A 15,716-nucleotide genomic window follows, 5' to 3' on the forward strand; every position below is an offset into this window, starting at 1 on the left:
AGTTAGCGATCCACATCAGACATTACAAAATCGATACTACCCAGATAGACAATCAGGTCGGATACCAGGCTGCCGCGGATCACCGAAGGAATCTGCTGAAGATGCGGGAAACTCGGTGTACGAACACGGGTACGGTAGCTCATGGTGCTGCCGTCGCTGGTCAGGTAGTAACTGTTAATCCCCTTGGTTGCCTCAATCATCTGGAAGGATTCGTTGGCCGGCATCACCGGGCCCCACGAAACCTGCAGGAAGTGGGTAATCAGGGTTTCGATATGTTGCAGCGTACGCTCTTTCGGCGGCGGCGTGGTCAGCGGGTGATCCGCCTTGAACGGGCCTTCCGGCATGTTTTTCAGGCACTGCTCAAGAATTCGCAGCGACTGGCGCACTTCTTCGACTTTCAGCATCACGCGGGTGTAGCAGTCGCTGATGCCGCCGCCGACCGGCACCTCGAACTCGAAGTTCTGGTAGCCGGAGTACGGGCGCGCTTTACGCACGTCGAAGTCGATACCGGTGGCGCGAAGGCCTGCGCCGGTAGTGCCCCATGCCAGCGCTTCTTTAGCGTCATAAGCCGCCACACCCTGAGAACGGCCTTTCAGGATGGTGTTTTTCAGCGCCGCTTTGACGTAAGAGTCGAGACGTTTCGGCATCCACTCCAGGAACTCTTTGAGCAGGCGATCCCAGCCGCGCGGCAGGTCGTGCGCGACACCGCCGATACGGAACCAGGCCGGGTGCATACGGAAACCGGTAATCGCTTCCACCAGATCGTAGATTTTCTGACGATCGGTAAAGGCGAAGAAGACCGGCGTCATCGCGCCCACGTCCTGAATAAAGGTCGAGATATAGAGAAGATGGCTGTTGATGCGGAACAGCTCAGAGAGCATGACGCGGATGACGTCGACGCGCTCCGGCACCTGAATCCCCGCCAGTTTTTCCACAGCCAGCACATACGGCATTTCGTTCACGCAGCCGCCGAGATACTCGATACGGTCGGTGTACGGAATATAGCTGTGCCAGGACTGACGCTCGCCCATTTTCTCCGCGCCACGGTGGTGGTAACCGATATCCGGCACGCAGTCGACGATCTCTTCGCCGTCCAGCTGCAGGATGATACGGAACGCACCGTGCGCCGACGGGTGGTTCGGGCCGAGGTTCAGGAACATGAAATCTTCAGTGTCGTTGCCGCGCTTCATGCCCCACTCTTCGGGCTTGAAGGTCAGCGCTTCCATTTCCAGCTCTTCTTTTTGCTTAGTGAGCGTAAACGGATCGAATTCGGTCGCGCGCGCCGGGTAATCTTTACGCAGCGGATGCCCTTCCCAGGTCGGCGGCATCATGATGCGGCGCAGGTTCGGGTGGCCGGTAAAGGTAATACCGAACATTTCCCAGGTTTCACGCTCATACCAGTTGGCGTTCGGGAAAAGACGGGTGAAGGTCGGCACGTGGAGATCGTTTTCCGTGAGCGCCACTTTCAGCATGATGTCGCGGTTGCGATCGATGGAAAGCAGGTGGTAGAAAACGGAAAAATCCGCAGCCGGTAAACCGTTGCGGTGGGTGCGAAGGCGCTCGTCCATGCCATGCAGGTCATACAGCATGACGTAGGGTTTAGGCAGCTTTCGTAAAAATTCGCCAACTTCCAGTAATTGCTCACGCTTGACCCAGACAACCGGAACACCGGTGCGGGTAGCCTGAACAGTAAAGGCATCCGGCCCAAAACGGTTACGCAACTCGCCAATAACCGGGTCGTCAAGGTGATCCCTGGTCTGCCACACAGGCAAAACGGCGTCTTGCGCAGTTAAATCGGTCATATTGTTCACCATTGCCAATGGTTTGTGATGACTGTCGGGCGGCGGCTTCTCGCTGTCGTTTATTGGTATACGTGAGAAGCAACCCCCCGCAGGCGCAAATTAAATTTCGTCCGGTGTACGCAGGTTCGTGACTGCGATACGTTCGCCGCGTTTACGCTCACGCTCTGACTGCATGTTGGCGCGATAAACACCCTGATCGCCAACCACCCATGACAGCGGACGGCGCTCTTTGCCAATTGACTCCTGCAGCAGCATCAGCGCCTGCATGTACGCTTCCGGGCGCGGCGGGCAGCCTGGGATGTAAACATCCACGGGCAGGAATTTATCCACGCCCTGCACGACGGAATAAATATCGTACATGCCGCCCGAGTTCGCACACGCACCCATGGAAATGACCCACTTCGGCTCCAGCATCTGGTCATACAGACGCTGGATAACCGGTGCCATTTTGGTAAACGGCGTACCGGCGACCACCATGAAATCGGCCTGACGCGGGGAAGCACGCAGTACTTCGGCGCCAAAACGCGCGACGTCATGGACCGCGGTGAACGAAGTCACCATCTCCACGTAGCAGCAGGAAAGGCCGAAGTTGTAAGGCCACAGGGAGTTTTTACGCCCCCAGTTCACCATGTCATGCAGGGCATGCTCTAGCTTGCCCATATAGACGCTGCGGTGTACATGCTGTTCCAGAGGATCAGTCACAATCTCCTGTTTTTGCAGGGGGTAACGGTCATTCTCACCGTCGGGATCTATGCGGGTGAGCGTATAGTCCATCTTATTGCCTCGCTGTTACTGCGTATGACGATTAGTGAGACTGCCAGCTTCTTCGGTGTTCACACGCTCGCGACGGGAACGCGACGGCGTCCACTCCAGCGCGCCGATGCGCACCAGATAAACCAGACCAGCCAGTAGCACTAAAATGAAAATTGCGGCCTCGATAAAGCCGAGCCAGCCGACTTCACGGACTGATGTTGACCAGGCGAAGAGATAGAGGGCTTCGACGTCAAAGATGACGAAAAACATCGCTACCAGGTAGAACTTCGCGGAAAGTCGTAAGCGGGCGGTGCCAACCGAGTCGATCCCCGATTCAAACGGGGTGTTTTTGTACCTGGCACGGGCGCGACCGCCGAGGAACCAGGCGCCGACCAGCATCAGACAACACAGGCCAATGGCAACAATAAGAAAGATACCGAACGCCCAGTGATGAGCGATAACTTCAGTGGATGTTGACATACTCATTGCTTACTCATCAAAAGTGGCGCTAAAGCCTCTGCTCTTGCTGGCAGATGAACGCCACATCGATTCAAGGGGAGGAACAATCAACCGTACAATAACTGCTGGTATTATTACTTAGGCAGCAAATTGATGGGGTTTTTTACTCCTTTCTATAACCTTTTGTCAACTTTAACAAAAGAAACCTAACATTAGTTTACATCACCCCAACTCCATTAACATTTGATGCTTTTAGCGTCCTGTGAGCCGCGTACGAGACCACGGAGCCCGGCGGGTGAATCGTGTCCGTTAAATGTGGGGAGACATAAACACCCCTTATTTTGGCAGGAAATCTCAACTATTCCTCCCCCTCGTCAGGAGTATTTTCTTGATCTGCGACACGCTTTTGTTAATTGACCGGTAAAAACAGCAACAAAACTGCTCACTTTTTAACATCAAAAGTGAAATTTTCTGCTGGTGAGATGCGCCGCAGGCGGGTTTCAGAAGGAAGAAAGCATGATGAAATGGGGTTTCAATTTGTGTTAATTACAGGTACTTAGATAATGAAAATGTATAAAAAAAGCCTCTGACAACCTTACGATCGCCAGAGGCTTCATTAACATAATTGAAACATTTACGGCAAAGCTTACTCCAGATCGCCCTGCACCAGCATCGTGTCGTCACCGCCTTCAAGCGTTGCAGTGTAGCGCCACGGCTGATAATGGCTCTCCATGGCCTGGAAGATAATCTCCGCCATTTCGTTTTTAGTGCTGGTGTTACGGCACAGCATGTACTGCGTTTCTGGCAGCGCAGGCAAGCCATCTGACGTGCCAAGCACGCGCAGCTCTGGGCTCATCATCTCCACCGGACGCGCGGTAATGCCAAGCCCCGCTTTGACGGCGGCACGCACCGCAGGCAGCGTGGACGCGACGTAAGAGATACGCCACGGCACATTCGCCGCGTTGAGCTGCTCGATAATCACATCCCGGTACGGGCCAGGCTCATCCAGCATGACCAGCGGCACCGCTTCGTTTTTATGCAGGGTGTAATCCGCCGCGCAATACCACAGCGTGGGCGATGTGCGCAGCACCAGAGAATCCAGATTCTCCGGCTGTCGCGTGGTGACCACCAGGTCTATTTCCTGCTGATTGAGCATTTCAATAATGTACGGATTACGCTTAACGCGCACATCAATCGCCAGTTTCGGATAGACCGAACTAATACGATTGAGGAGATACGGCAGGATGGTATCCGCCGATTCGTCAGAGGCGCCAATAGTCAGGACGCCCTGCAGATTGCTATACATTAGCGAAGTGCATGCTTCATCATTGAAGCGCAAAATTTTACGTGCGTAACCCAGCAACTGGATGCCATGCTCGGTTAAGAGTTTATTACGCCCATGACGGGCGAACAGCTCTTTACCGACCAGTTGCTCCAGGCGCTGCATCTGCTGGCTGACGGCCGACTGCGTACGGCATACCGCTGCTGCTGCGGCGGCAAACGTATTCAGATCGGCGACTGCGACAAACGTTCTCAGCAGATCGAGGTCGAGGTTTAAGATCGGACGATTTGCGTTAATCATATTGTTATCACTTTCAGGTCACCGCACGCGGCGGGTACCGTCTCTTGCTATGTGTAAAGGAAAGAAAGCAATTCCTTTTGAAGCATGCTTCCGGGCTAACACAACCCGCGTCGGAAGACCGCCATGCGCTTTTCTAATTCAAACCCCTGGTTATTAAAACAGTAAAAGGGCGTTTTTCGCTGCTGCCGTTGTGCCTTTACGTCAAATATTTTGCACATCGAACCCGTGATTTGAATTAAAAATCTGGCTACGTTGGCTAAGGCGAAAAGTAACAACTCTGCGACCTTAACATACTCTGGCAAAAGAAAAAGAAGAGTATATAACTATGCCTGACTTGTGTCCTGAATGACTGTAGAAACAACCAGTTGCCGAAAACGCCTTCTCCGGCCTGGCTGCGCTGGCGAAACGTCTCGCGCCAGGGGGCTTATAATATCGCAAATTTGATCTTTTTTTAAGACTCAATGCGATTTTACTTATACGAGCTGAACAATTTCTAAATTTTCGTAACGCTATTACAGACATCGCCAAAACCAATAATTAATATTATTTAATAATTCCTTATTCCCCGCGCTGTTCATATAACAAGCTCGTTACAAAGAAGGCTATCGCGCGGCCTTTTTTCCTCAATAACTGTGCACAGTAAATTCCGCTATTTTTGGCATGCGAAATTGCTAGCGGCTGAATTAATTAACCCGCTAAGTTTTGCGCCCTGTGTTGTGGTGACATTAACCATAGCCAAAACTTATACCAGCACAAAAACCAGAGCTCACTTCATTTTACACTATTTTATAAAAATTTAAGGCAACAATAAGAAACATAACGCTGGCTGATATCATAAGCTACGACAACACTCTCTTGCCGCCGAGGCTTTAAAAGCGTGGAAGGGAGGAGTAAATTGTCCGCCATCGGCTTCCATGGCAGGAAGCGCAAAACAAGTAAGGTTCTGACGCTATGTCGCCCATCGAAAAATCCAGCAAGCTCGACAATGTCTGTTATGACATCCGCGGCCCGGTGCTTAAAGAGGCCAAACGCATTGAAGAAGAAGGCCAAAAAGTTCTTAAGCTGAATATCGGCAACCCTGCGCCGTTCGGTTTTGACGCGCCTGATGAAATCCTGGTGGATGTTATCCGCAACCTGCCTACCGCGCAGGGCTATTGCGATTCCAAAGGCCTCTACACCGCGCGCAAAGCCATCATGCAGCACTACCAGGCGCGCGACATGCGCGACGTCACCGTTGAAGATATCTATATTGGCAACGGCGTCTCCGAGCTTATCGTGCAGGCGATGCAGGCCCTGCTAAACACAGGCGACGAAATGCTGGTCCCTGCGCCGGACTATCCGCTCTGGACGGCAGCGGTGTCACTCTCCGGCGGCAAAGCGGTACACTATCTGTGTGATGAATCCTCCGACTGGTTTCCGGATCTCGACGATATTCGCGCCAAAATCACGCCGCGCACACGCGGGATCGTCATCATCAACCCGAACAACCCGACCGGCGCGGTCTATTCAAAAGAACTGCTGCTGGAGATTGTTGAGATTGCGCGCCAGCATAACCTCATCATTTTTGCTGATGAGATTTATGACAAGATCCTCTACGACGACGCCGAGCATCATTCGATCGCGGCGCTGGCACCGGATCTGCTCACCGTCACGTTCAACGGGCTGTCGAAAACCTACCGCGTTGCCGGTTTTCGTCAGGGCTGGATGGTGCTGAACGGGCCGAAAAAACACGCGAAGGGCTATATAGAAGGGCTGGAGATGCTCGCCTCGATGCGTCTGTGCGCCAACGTGCCGGCGCAGCACGCCATCCAGACGGCGCTTGGCGGCTACCAGAGCATCAGCGAGTTTATCGTGCCTGGCGGTCGGCTCTATGAGCAGCGCAACCGCGCGTGGGAACTGATTAACGAGATCCCGGGCGTCAGCTGCGTGAAACCGCGCGGCGCGCTCTATATGTTTCCGAAAATTGACGCCAAACGGTTTAACATTCACGACGATCAGAAGATGGTGCTCGACTTCCTCTTACAGGAAAAAGTGCTGCTGGTTCAGGGTACCGCGTTTAACTGGCCGTGGCCGGATCATGTGCGTATCGTGACGCTGCCGCGCATTGACGAACTCGATCTCGCCATTACCAAACTGGGCCGCTTCCTTTCCGGCTACCACCAGTAACCTTTCGGGGGGAGATTTGCATCTTCCCCCCGCTCCCCTCACAATGGTTTTTTGTCGCCGTTACAGACAAGGGATCTTTATGAGTCAGAGTCATTTTTTCGCCTACCTTTCCCGCCTGAAGTTAATCAACCGCTGGCCATTAATGCGCAACGTGCGCACCGAGAATGTCTCTGAACACAGTCTGCAGGTGGCGATGGTCGCCCATGCGCTTGCCGCAATTAAAAACCGCAAATTTCAGGGTGACGTCAATCCGGAGCGTATCGCGCTGCTGGCGATGTATCACGACGCCAGCGAAGTGCTGACGGGCGATCTGCCGACGCCGGTGAAATATTTCAATTCCCAGATAGCCCATGAATACAAGGCCATCGAGAAAATCGCCCAGCAGAAGCTCATCGAGATGGTGCCTGAGGAGTTGCAGGACATTTTCGCCCCGCTGCTGGATGAGCATCACTATACCGAAGAGGAGAAATCGCTGGTTAAACAGGCAGACGCGCTGTGCGCTTACCTGAAATGCCTGGAAGAGCTTTCGGCAGGCAATAACGAATTCCTGCTTGCCAAAAGCCGTCTTGAGAAAACGCTGGCGCAGCGGCACAGCCCCGAAATGGATTATTTCATGCAGGTGTTCGTGCCAAGCTTTCATCTCTCACTGGATGAGATAAGCCAGGACTCCCCGCTCTGAGTGTCAGAACGGGAACAGCACCGGAATCAACAGCACGCAGACCACCATCACGATAAGCGTAAACGGCACGCCGGTTTTGACGAAATCACTGAAACGGTAATTCCCCGGCCCAAGCACCAGCGTGTTGACCGGCGATGAAACGGGCGTCATAAAGGCAGCCGACGCCGCCATCGCCACGCCCATGGAGAACGGATAAGGCGACACGCCCATCGTGTTCGCGGCCGCCAGTGCGATGGGTGCCATCAGCACCGCGGTCGCGGTATTGGAAATAAACAAGCCGATAGCGGCGCACATCACAAACAGGCAAGCCAGCATCACATGCGGGCCATAACCGCCGCCGACGCGCATCAGCCCGTCGACAATCAGCGCCACCCCGCCGGTTTTCTGCAACGCCTGCGCGAACGGCATCATCCCGACAATAAGAATAATGCTCGGCCAGTGGATCGCCTTCCAGGCGCTTTCCGGGTTGATGCAGCGGAATTTACCCATCAGCAGACAAGCGATAATCGCGGCGACCGGGTTTGGGATCTCATCGGTAAGCATCATCGCCACCATCAGCGCGAGGCAAAAAATCGCATGCGGCGCCTGGCTGTGGGCGGGCGATGCGTCGCTCTCCTCCACCGGCAGATTCAGCACTACCACGTCGCGACTCTTCTGTCCGAGCTGGCTGATGAGCTTCCAGGGCCCGACCACCAGTAAGAGGTCGCCAAGCTGAAGCGGCTCGTTGACCACCGCGCCCGGCAGCGCTTTCCCCTCGCGTTTGATGCCGACGACATTCAGCCCGTAGCGGCTGCGAAAACGTATCTCGCGCACCGTTTTTCCCACCATGTCGCCTTCCGGCGTTAGCGACAGCTCCGCCATGCCCACATCCAGCGCATGATCGGAAAAATAGTCGCCGCGCAGGATCATCGGCTCCAGCTGCTGCTCGCTGCAAAACTGGCGCAGATCTATATCCGAGGCGGAAATATCTATCAGCAGCACGTCCCGCGCGCGAAACTCCGTCACGCCATTCACATCGACGATGACACGGCGAAAACGGCGCCAGCGCTCAACGCCAATCACATTGGCGCCGTAGCGCTCGCGCAGCTTTAAATCATCGAGACGGTGACCGATAAGCGGCGAGCCGGGGCGGATTGCGAGCCGCCGCGCGCGGCCGGTAAGGTGATAGTCGCGGATAAAATCGCGAAACGTGCGACGGCTCCAGGCCTGCGGTTTGTCAGCGCTCTCAGCGGTGCCGAGCATAAAGCGCATCAGCAGCATATAGAGAATGCCGAGCGCGAGAATGGCGAGCCCGACGGGCGTGACGCTGAAAAAACCGAACCCGGCGTGCCCTTCGCGCAGCAGTTCGCTGTTCACAACCAGATTTGGCGGCGTCGCCACTAGCGTCATCATGCCGCTGATAAGCCCGGCGAAACTTAACGGCATCATCAGGCGCGACGGCGCGATCTTCATGCGCGCGCAGACGCTTATCACCACGGGAATAAAAATCGCCACGACGCCAGTGGAACTCATAAAGGCGCCAAGCCCGGCGACGGTTAGCATTAACAGCACCAGCATCCGGGTTTCGCTGCTGCCCGCCATCTGTACCAGCCAGGCGCCCATTCTGGTGGCAACACCGGTGCGCACCAGCCCGTCGCCGATAACAAACAGCGCGGCGATAAGGATAACGTTCGGATCGCTGAAACCGGCAAAGGCTTCATTCACGGTCAGCGTGCCGCTCAGGATGAACGCGACGATGACCAAGAGCGCCACGGCGTCCATGCGGATTTTCCCGGTAGCGAACAGCACCACCGCCACGCCAAGCAGGGTCAGCACCCAGATCAATTCACCATTCACAACGTATCCTTTTGTTGTCATCAGGGCGCCACCAATGAAAACGGCGGGAAACCCGCCGTGATAATGGTAGCGCCGCCGCGCCGGGAAGCCGTGCCGTTACGGCTGTTGCGTTACGCGCACCCAGCCGTCGGCGCCTTTTCCCAGCACCAGCTCGTTAAGGGTTTTAACGACCAGCGCCGCCTCGTCAAGACGCGGCGTATTCGCGGGCGGGTTCGCGGCAATCACCGGACATCCCGCCGCCAGGCCGGAAAGAATACCCGCCGGGGCATCTTCCACGACGGCGCATTCGTGAGGCGCGAGGCCAAGCAGTTCAGCGCCGAGCAGATAGGCGTCCGGCTCCGGTTTGCCATGCTTTACACGCTCAGCGGTCACGAACACTTCTGGCTCCGGCAGACCCGTTGCGCCACGGCGCGCGGAGGCGACCGGCATGGAGCCGGAAGTAACAATGGCCCAGGGAATGCGGGCGTCGTTCAGATGATTAAGGAGTGCCAGCGCGCCGGGCAGCGCGACGATGCCCTCAGTATCGCTCGCTTCAATCTGCTCCAGGCGGCGAAACTCCGCCATGATCTCCTCTTCGCTGTGACCCGCCATAAAATGGCGCAGCGAGGTGATCGCCTGTTTGCCATGAATAAAGCCCAGCACCTCGTCGTGCGCGATGCCAAAGCGATCCGCCCAGTGGCACCAGGCGCGCTCTACCGCAGGCAGCGAATCCACCAGCGTACCGTCAAGATCGAACAAAAACCCTTTACATTCCACAGCCTTCTCCCGTCAGGCGTTAATAATCTGCATAATTTCGTTGGCGCACAGATGATACTGCCGCGGGCAGGCCTGCCACACTTTCAGCATCCGCTGGTATTTCTCCCACATCGGGGTTTGCGCGTTGAAGCCGTGCGTGCCGGCGTCGAAATGGGTATAGCGTCCCTCCGTGTTCACCAGAAACCGCACATAACCGAGAAAACGGGCTTCGGTGGCCGCGTCAAAGCCGAGGAACGTCACGCGACGCTCATCAATGGTGTGGTTGTCTTTCATATTGGCTCTGGAGACCTGGAGGGCGTGATACATCTCCATAATATCAATGACGGTGCGGCAGGTTTCTTCGCTTAGCTCGCCGAAATCGCGGTCAAGCTCGCGCATCTGCAACCCGTAGCCGCGCTCGATGATGGTTTGCAGGCGGCGATAGCGCTCGCCATTATCCGGATCGAGCAGGGTCATCATTTTGTACTGGTTGGAGAGAATAAGACGCTGGGCATGGGTCATTTCCATGGTGTGCTCCTGTTACAGGCGAAGCCCGATCAAAGTGGGATACTGCTCCCTACTCTGCCTTTTTTTGCCCATACGTCTTTTGATCAATTACAAGTCATCAAGAAAAGTTTTATCAAGTTGCTTAAACGCACGTTTCAGAGTGTCGGCCAGCGCCTGGTAATCGGGCTTGCCTTCGACAGGCGCCAGCGCCTGCCCGGCCTCCTGCAATTTGGTGCGCACTTCATAAAACCAGCTCAGCGTGCCAGGCGGCAGCGGCGTGACGGAGCGTTTGCCAAGCCACCACAGGCCCTGCATCGGCATACTCAGCGCGAACAGCGCGGTGGCGACGGCGGGCCCAAGCTGACCGCCGAGCGCAATCTGCCAGCACAGCGTAAACACGGCGACGGGCGGCATTACGCGGATCGCGAAGCGGGTGGCGCGGATCACGCGATTTTCAACAAAGACGGGAGCCAGGCGCTTATCGACAGGCCAGGTCTTCGCATAATGTTGCCCACGACGAAACAGGCTAAAAAAGCTCACGGGGCGATTTTCAGGTGTCGACATGGCCTTACCTCAACTTCATTAATAAAAAATAAAATTTTCCTGCAAGATAACAACTCTCTATGACAAGGTTCAAAATATTTTGTCAATGCAAGTCGCAATCAGTTATCCTGTGCGCGCCTGCGATGGCGTAGAAGGCAAAGCCCGCGCTGTCAAATCTTTAAGGTCACCATTCCCGCCGGAAATTTGCGAGGAATGGCGTAAACTTTGTTTATTTCTTCGTCACAGCAGAATCTCCCTTCGCTATGACGTTAATCATAAATGTCGGCGTCATCTTACGCTACGCTGAGAGACTCACTGACGTTTTTTTAGCCACGTATCACTAATAGGTACTTCCATGTCGAGTAAGTTAGTACTGGTTCTCAACTGCGGTAGCTCCTCACTGAAATTTGCCATCATCGATGCTCTCAACGGTGACGAGTACCTGTCCGGTCTGGCCGAATGTTTCCATCTTCCTGAAGCGCGTATTAAATGGAAAATGGACGGCGGCAAACAAGAAGCGGCGCTTGGCGCCGGCGCGGCTCACAGCGAAGCGCTGAACTTCATCGTTAATACTATTCTGGCACAAAAACCGGAGCTGTCTGCCCAGCTGACCTCGATTGGTCATCGTATCGTGCATGGTGGCGAAAAGTATACCAGTTCCGTTGTCATTGATGAGTCTGTTATTCAGGGCATCAAAGATTCCGCCTCTTTCGCACCGCTGCATAACCCGGCTCACCTGATCGGTATCGCTGAAGCGCTGAAATCCTTCCCGCACCTGGCGGATAAAAACGTGGCCGTCTTCGACACCGCGTTCCACCAGACCATGCCGGAAGAGTCTTACCTCTACGCCCTGCCGTACAAACTGTATAAAGAACACGGCATTCGTCGCTACGGCGCGCACGGCACCAGCCACTTCTATGTGACCCAGGAAGCCGCTAAAATGCTGAACAAGCCGGTAGATGAAGTCAACATCATCACCTGCCACCTCGGTAACGGCGGTTCCGTTTCCGCTATCCGCAACGGCAAATGCGTGGATACCTCTATGGGCCTGACCCCGCTGGAAGGTTTGGTCATGGGTACTCGCTCCGGCGACATCGACCCGGCGATCGTCTTCCATCTGCACGATGCCCTGGGCATGAGCGTTGACGACATCAACAAGCTGCTGACCAAAGAATCTGGTCTGCTGGGCCTGACCGAAGTCACCAGCGACTGCCGCTATGTTGAAGACAACTACGCGACCAAAGAAGACGCGAAACGCGCGATGGATGTCTACTGCCACCGCCTGGCGAAATACATCGGCTCCTACACTGCGCTGATGGAAGGTCGTCTGGACGCGGTCGTCTTCACCGGCGGCATCGGCGAGAACGCCGCGATGGTTCGCGAGCTCTCCCTCGGCAAGCTCGGCGTGCTTGGCTTTGAGGTTGATCACGAGCGCAACCTGGCCGCGCGTTTTGGCAAATCCGGTTACATCAACAAAGAAGGCACCACCCTCGCGATGGTCATTCCGACCAACGAAGAACTGGTTATCGCGCAGGACGCCTGCCGCCTGACCGCCTGATCCCTCACCGCCAGCCTGTGCTGGCGGTGTTGTTTTATGTGGTGCCAGCCGCGCGGCTGGCTGCAACAAGAAGAGGATAAACCGTGTCCCGTATCATTATGCTTATTCCAACCGGAACCAGCGTCGGCCTGACCAGCGTCAGCCTCGGCGTGATCCGCGCTATGGAACGTAAAGGCGTTCGTCTGAGCGTCTTCAAACCTATCGCCCAACCGCGCGCCGGCGGCGATACCCCGGACCAGACCACGACCATCGTGCGTGCCAGCACCAACCTGCCGGCGGCCGAGCCGCTGCGCATGAGCCACGTCGAGTCGCTGCTCTCCAGCAACCAGAAAGACGTGCTGATGGAAGAGATTATTGCTCGCTTCCATGAGAACACCAAAGACGCCGAAGTGGTGCTGGTGGAAGGCCTGGTGCCGACCCGCAAGCATCAGTTCGCCCAGTCGCTGAACTATGAAATCGCCAAGACCCTGAACGCGGAAATCGTGTTCGTGATGTCTCAGGGCACCGACACGCCGGAACAGCTGAAAGAGCGTATCGAACTGACCCGCAGCAGCTTCGGCGGCAGCAAAAACGCCAACATTACCGGCGTTATTGTCAACAAGCTGAACGCGCCGGTTGATGAGCAGGGCCGTACGCGCCCGGATCTCTCTGAGATTTTCGACGACTCCACTAAAGCGAAAATCGTCAACATCGACGCGCAGCATCTGCAGTCCATCAGCCCGCTGCCGGTGCTGGGCGCGGTGCCGTGGAGCTTTGATCTGATAGCGACCCGCGCCATCGACATGGCTCGCCACCTGAACGCGACCGTCGTTAACGAAGGCGACATCAAAACCCGCCGCGTGAAGTCGGTGACGTTCTGCGCGCGCAGCATTCCGCACATGCTGGAACACTTCCGTCCGGGCTCCCTGCTGGTGACCTCCGCGGATCGTCCGGATGTGCTGGTCGCCGCCTGCCTCGCCGCGATGAACGGCGTGGAAATCGGCGCCATCCTGCTGACCGGCGGTTATGAAATGGACGAGCGCATCAACAAGCTGTGCGAGCGCGCTTTCGCCACCGGCCTGCCGGTATTTATGGTCAACACCAACACCTGGCAGACCTCGCTCAGCCTGCAGAGCTTCAACCTTGAAGTGCCGGCAGACGACCACGAGCGTATCGAAAAAGTGCAGGAATATGTGGCAAGCCACGTCAGCGCAGAGTGGATCGACTCTCTGACCGCCGCCTCCGAGCGCAGCCGTCGTCTCTCTCCTCCAGCGTTCCGCTACCAGCTGACCGAGCTTGCGCGTAAAGCGGGCAAACGCGTCGTGCTGCCGGAAGGCGATGAGCCGCGTACCGTGAAAGCGGCCGCTATCTGCGCCGAGCGCGGTATCGCGACCTGCGTCCTGCTGGGTAACCCGGATGAAATCAGCCGCGTGGCGGCAGCCCAGGGCGTAGAGCTCGGCACGGGCATCGAAATCGTCGATCCGGAAGTGGTGCGTGAAAGCTATGTGGCGCGTCTGGTTGAGCTGCGTAAGAGCAAAGGCATGACCGAAGCGGTCGCCCGCGAGCAGCTGGAAGACAACGTCGTTCTCGGCACGCTGATGCTGGAGCAGGACGAAGTCGACGGTCTGGTGTCCGGCGCGGTTCACACCACCGCCAACACCATCCGTCCGCCGCTGCAGCTCATCAAAACCGCGCCGGGCAGTTCGCTGGTTTCTTCCGTCTTCTTCATGCTGCTGCCGGAACAGGTTTATGTTTACGGCGACTGCGCGATCAACCCGGACCCGACCGCTGAACAACTGGCTGAAATCGCGATTCAGTCTGCGGATTCCGCTGCCGCTTTCGGCATCGAACCGCGCGTGGCGATGCTCTCCTACTCCACCGGCAACTCCGGTGCGGGCAGCGATGTCGAAAAAGTACGTGAAGCAACCAAACTGGCGCAGGAAAAACGCCCGGATCTGGTGATCGACGGCCCGCTGCAGTATGACGCCGCCGTCATGGCTGACGTGGCGAAATCCAAAGCGCCGAACTCCCCGGTCGCTGGCCGCGCTACCGTGTTCATCTTCCCGGATCTGAACACCGGTAACACTACGTACAAAGCGGTACAGCGCTCTGCTGACCTGATCTCCATCGGGCCGATGCTGCAGGGTATGCGCAAACCGGTTAACGACCTCTCCCGCGGCGCGCTGGTTGACGATATCGTCTACACCATCGCACTGACGGCGATTCAGGCGTCTCAGCAGCAGTAATCTCATCGCTGCTGAAAAGCAAAAGGCCGCGTAATGCGGCCTTTTTTATGGGTTAACACCCTGCTTTTTCAGCGCTCCAGCGAAAACCAGCGCCGCCACACAAAGCGAATCACGTAATACTCCACCGTGCCGAGCAGTAAAAACCAGATGCAGAAAATAATCGTGTAGAGCTGGTTAAGATCAACCAGATGAAACTTCGTCATCAGGCTCTGCGCCAGCGTCAGCGTGAGTCTTGGGGCCGGCAGCAGCAGGCAGGAGAGAAACGCCAGCAGCAGAATGCCGCCAGCGGTGATCAGCGTTTCAAGAGGATGCTTCATGAGAGGCTTTCGGTCTGTTCAAAAGCGCATTGTCAGGGAATTTCGCGCGCTATGCAAACCGCAGCTCAGCAGTGGTTTGCTGGGGCCGCGCCCTGTTTACGCCATGTGCCTGGCGACATCTGAAACTTACGGGTAAAAAGCCGGGTAAAGGTTTGCTGCGAATCGAACCCGTATTTCATGGAAATATCCAACACGCGGTCATTCGTGGCGCGCAAGTCCTGCGCCGCCAGCCGCAGCTTTTTCTCCCGGATATAGCGCCCGATACTCTCCCCTTTGTGGTGATGGAACAGCCGTTGCAGATGCCATTTGGAATAGCCCGCGTGACGCGCGATATCATCTATGCGCAACGGCTTGTGAAGGTTGTCATCAATCCAGTCAGTCAGCGTTTCAATAACCTGAGCGGGAAGTTCCATAGAATCCCTCCAGTCGTGGTGATAGCAATGATATTCCAGGCGTTTGCCTGCCCTGAGTCCCGGCTCGCAGGAGCGCCCCGCTCATTTCCCGGCCGCAAGAGACCGACGCACGGCGCAGAAAAACTGTCCGGCGAAACTTGA

The 15,716-nt window shown here is 56.0% G+C and carries 14 protein-coding genes; 4 read left to right on the forward strand and 10 right to left on the reverse strand.

The features are described from left to right. Positions 1 to 2: 2 nt before the first annotated feature. The 4 genes from nuoC to lrhA all read right to left on the reverse strand — a co-directional run bounded on the left by nuoC (position 3) and on the right by lrhA (position 4,596). Positions 3 to 1,814 (reverse strand): NADH-quinone oxidoreductase subunit C/D, encoded by a 1,812-nt coding sequence (gene nuoC / locus AFK67_RS14190; protein ID WP_007750602.1) that lies wholly within the window; start codon positions 1,812 to 1,814, stop codon positions 3 to 5. An 87-nt stretch (positions 1,815 to 1,901) separates the two neighbouring features. Next, positions 1,902 to 2,576 carry a NuoB/complex I 20 kDa subunit family protein gene (locus tag AFK67_RS14195; protein WP_004388648.1) on the reverse strand — a complete coding sequence of 225 codons (675 nt, stop codon included), beginning with the start codon at positions 2,574 to 2,576 and terminating at the stop codon, positions 1,902 to 1,904. A gap of 15 nt (positions 2,577 to 2,591) precedes the next feature. After that, positions 2,592 to 3,041 (reverse strand): NADH-quinone oxidoreductase subunit NuoA, encoded by a 450-nt coding sequence (gene nuoA, locus AFK67_RS14200; protein WP_007716026.1) that lies wholly within the window; start codon positions 3,039 to 3,041, stop codon positions 2,592 to 2,594. Between the two features lie 619 nt (positions 3,042 to 3,660). Continuing rightward, positions 3,661 to 4,596, reverse strand: a complete 936-nt coding sequence (gene lrhA, locus AFK67_RS14205) for a transcriptional regulator LrhA (protein ID WP_007716024.1) — start codon at positions 4,594 to 4,596, stop codon at positions 3,661 to 3,663. A 951-nt stretch (positions 4,597 to 5,547) separates the two neighbouring features. Between lrhA and alaA the strand changes: the two genes are divergently transcribed. Together alaA and yfbR are read left to right on the forward strand one after the other, a co-directional pair. Beyond that, positions 5,548 to 6,762, forward strand: coding sequence for an alanine transaminase AlaA (gene alaA, locus AFK67_RS14210; protein WP_007716022.1), 1,215 nt, complete (start codon positions 5,548 to 5,550; stop codon positions 6,760 to 6,762). Between the two features lie 79 nt (positions 6,763 to 6,841). Further along, positions 6,842 to 7,441 (forward strand): 5'-deoxynucleotidase, encoded by a 600-nt coding sequence (yfbR, locus tag AFK67_RS14215; protein ID WP_007716020.1) that lies wholly within the window; start codon positions 6,842 to 6,844, stop codon positions 7,439 to 7,441. 3 nt (positions 7,442 to 7,444) lie between these two features. Here the strand turns inward: yfbR and AFK67_RS14220 are convergent, their stop codons facing one another. The 4 genes from AFK67_RS14220 to yfbV all read right to left on the reverse strand — a co-directional run bounded on the left by AFK67_RS14220 (position 7,445) and on the right by yfbV (position 11,083). Next, positions 7,445 to 9,277, reverse strand: a complete 1,833-nt coding sequence (locus AFK67_RS14220; RefSeq protein WP_007716017.1) for an SLC13 family permease — start codon at positions 9,275 to 9,277, stop codon at positions 7,445 to 7,447. Between the two features lie 96 nt (positions 9,278 to 9,373). After that, positions 9,374 to 10,033 carry a sugar phosphatase gene (locus tag AFK67_RS14225; RefSeq protein WP_038883125.1) on the reverse strand — a complete coding sequence of 220 codons (660 nt, stop codon included), beginning with the start codon at positions 10,031 to 10,033 and terminating at the stop codon, positions 9,374 to 9,376. 12 nt (positions 10,034 to 10,045) lie between these two features. Beyond that, positions 10,046 to 10,540: a YfbU family protein gene (locus AFK67_RS14230; RefSeq protein WP_032966808.1), complete on the reverse strand. Its 495-nt coding sequence runs from the start codon at positions 10,538 to 10,540 to the stop codon at positions 10,046 to 10,048. Between the two features lie 87 nt (positions 10,541 to 10,627). Beyond that, positions 10,628 to 11,083, reverse strand: coding sequence for a terminus macrodomain insulation protein YfbV (yfbV, locus tag AFK67_RS14235; RefSeq protein ID WP_032966805.1), 456 nt, complete (start codon positions 11,081 to 11,083; stop codon positions 10,628 to 10,630). Positions 11,084 to 11,417: 334 nt separating this feature from the next. Between yfbV and ackA the strand changes: the two genes are divergently transcribed. Together ackA and pta are read left to right on the forward strand one after the other, a co-directional pair. Continuing rightward, positions 11,418 to 12,620, forward strand: coding sequence for an acetate kinase (gene ackA / locus AFK67_RS14240; RefSeq protein ID WP_007716005.1), 1,203 nt, complete (start codon positions 11,418 to 11,420; stop codon positions 12,618 to 12,620). 83 nt (positions 12,621 to 12,703) lie between these two features. After that, positions 12,704 to 14,845: a phosphate acetyltransferase gene (pta, locus tag AFK67_RS14245; RefSeq protein ID WP_007716003.1), complete on the forward strand. Its 2,142-nt coding sequence runs from the start codon at positions 12,704 to 12,706 to the stop codon at positions 14,843 to 14,845. 68 nt (positions 14,846 to 14,913) lie between these two features. Here the strand turns inward: pta and AFK67_RS14250 are convergent, their stop codons facing one another. Continuing rightward, the gene (locus AFK67_RS14250) at positions 14,914 to 15,162 is read right to left on the reverse strand and encodes a DUF1158 domain-containing protein (RefSeq protein ID WP_007716001.1); all 249 of its coding nucleotides are present in this window, start codon (positions 15,160 to 15,162) and stop codon (positions 14,914 to 14,916) included. Positions 15,163 to 15,227: 65 nt separating this feature from the next. Continuing rightward, complete coding sequence (locus tag AFK67_RS14255; RefSeq protein WP_007715999.1) at positions 15,228 to 15,575, reverse strand: RamA family antibiotic efflux transcriptional regulator; 348 nt, start codon at positions 15,573 to 15,575, stop codon at positions 15,228 to 15,230. Positions 15,576 to 15,716 lie beyond the last annotated feature (141 nt).

The organism is Cronobacter dublinensis subsp. dublinensis LMG 23823 (genome assembly GCF_001277235.1).
In the GTDB taxonomy this organism is placed as follows: domain Bacteria; phylum Pseudomonadota; class Gammaproteobacteria; order Enterobacterales; family Enterobacteriaceae; genus Cronobacter; species Cronobacter dublinensis.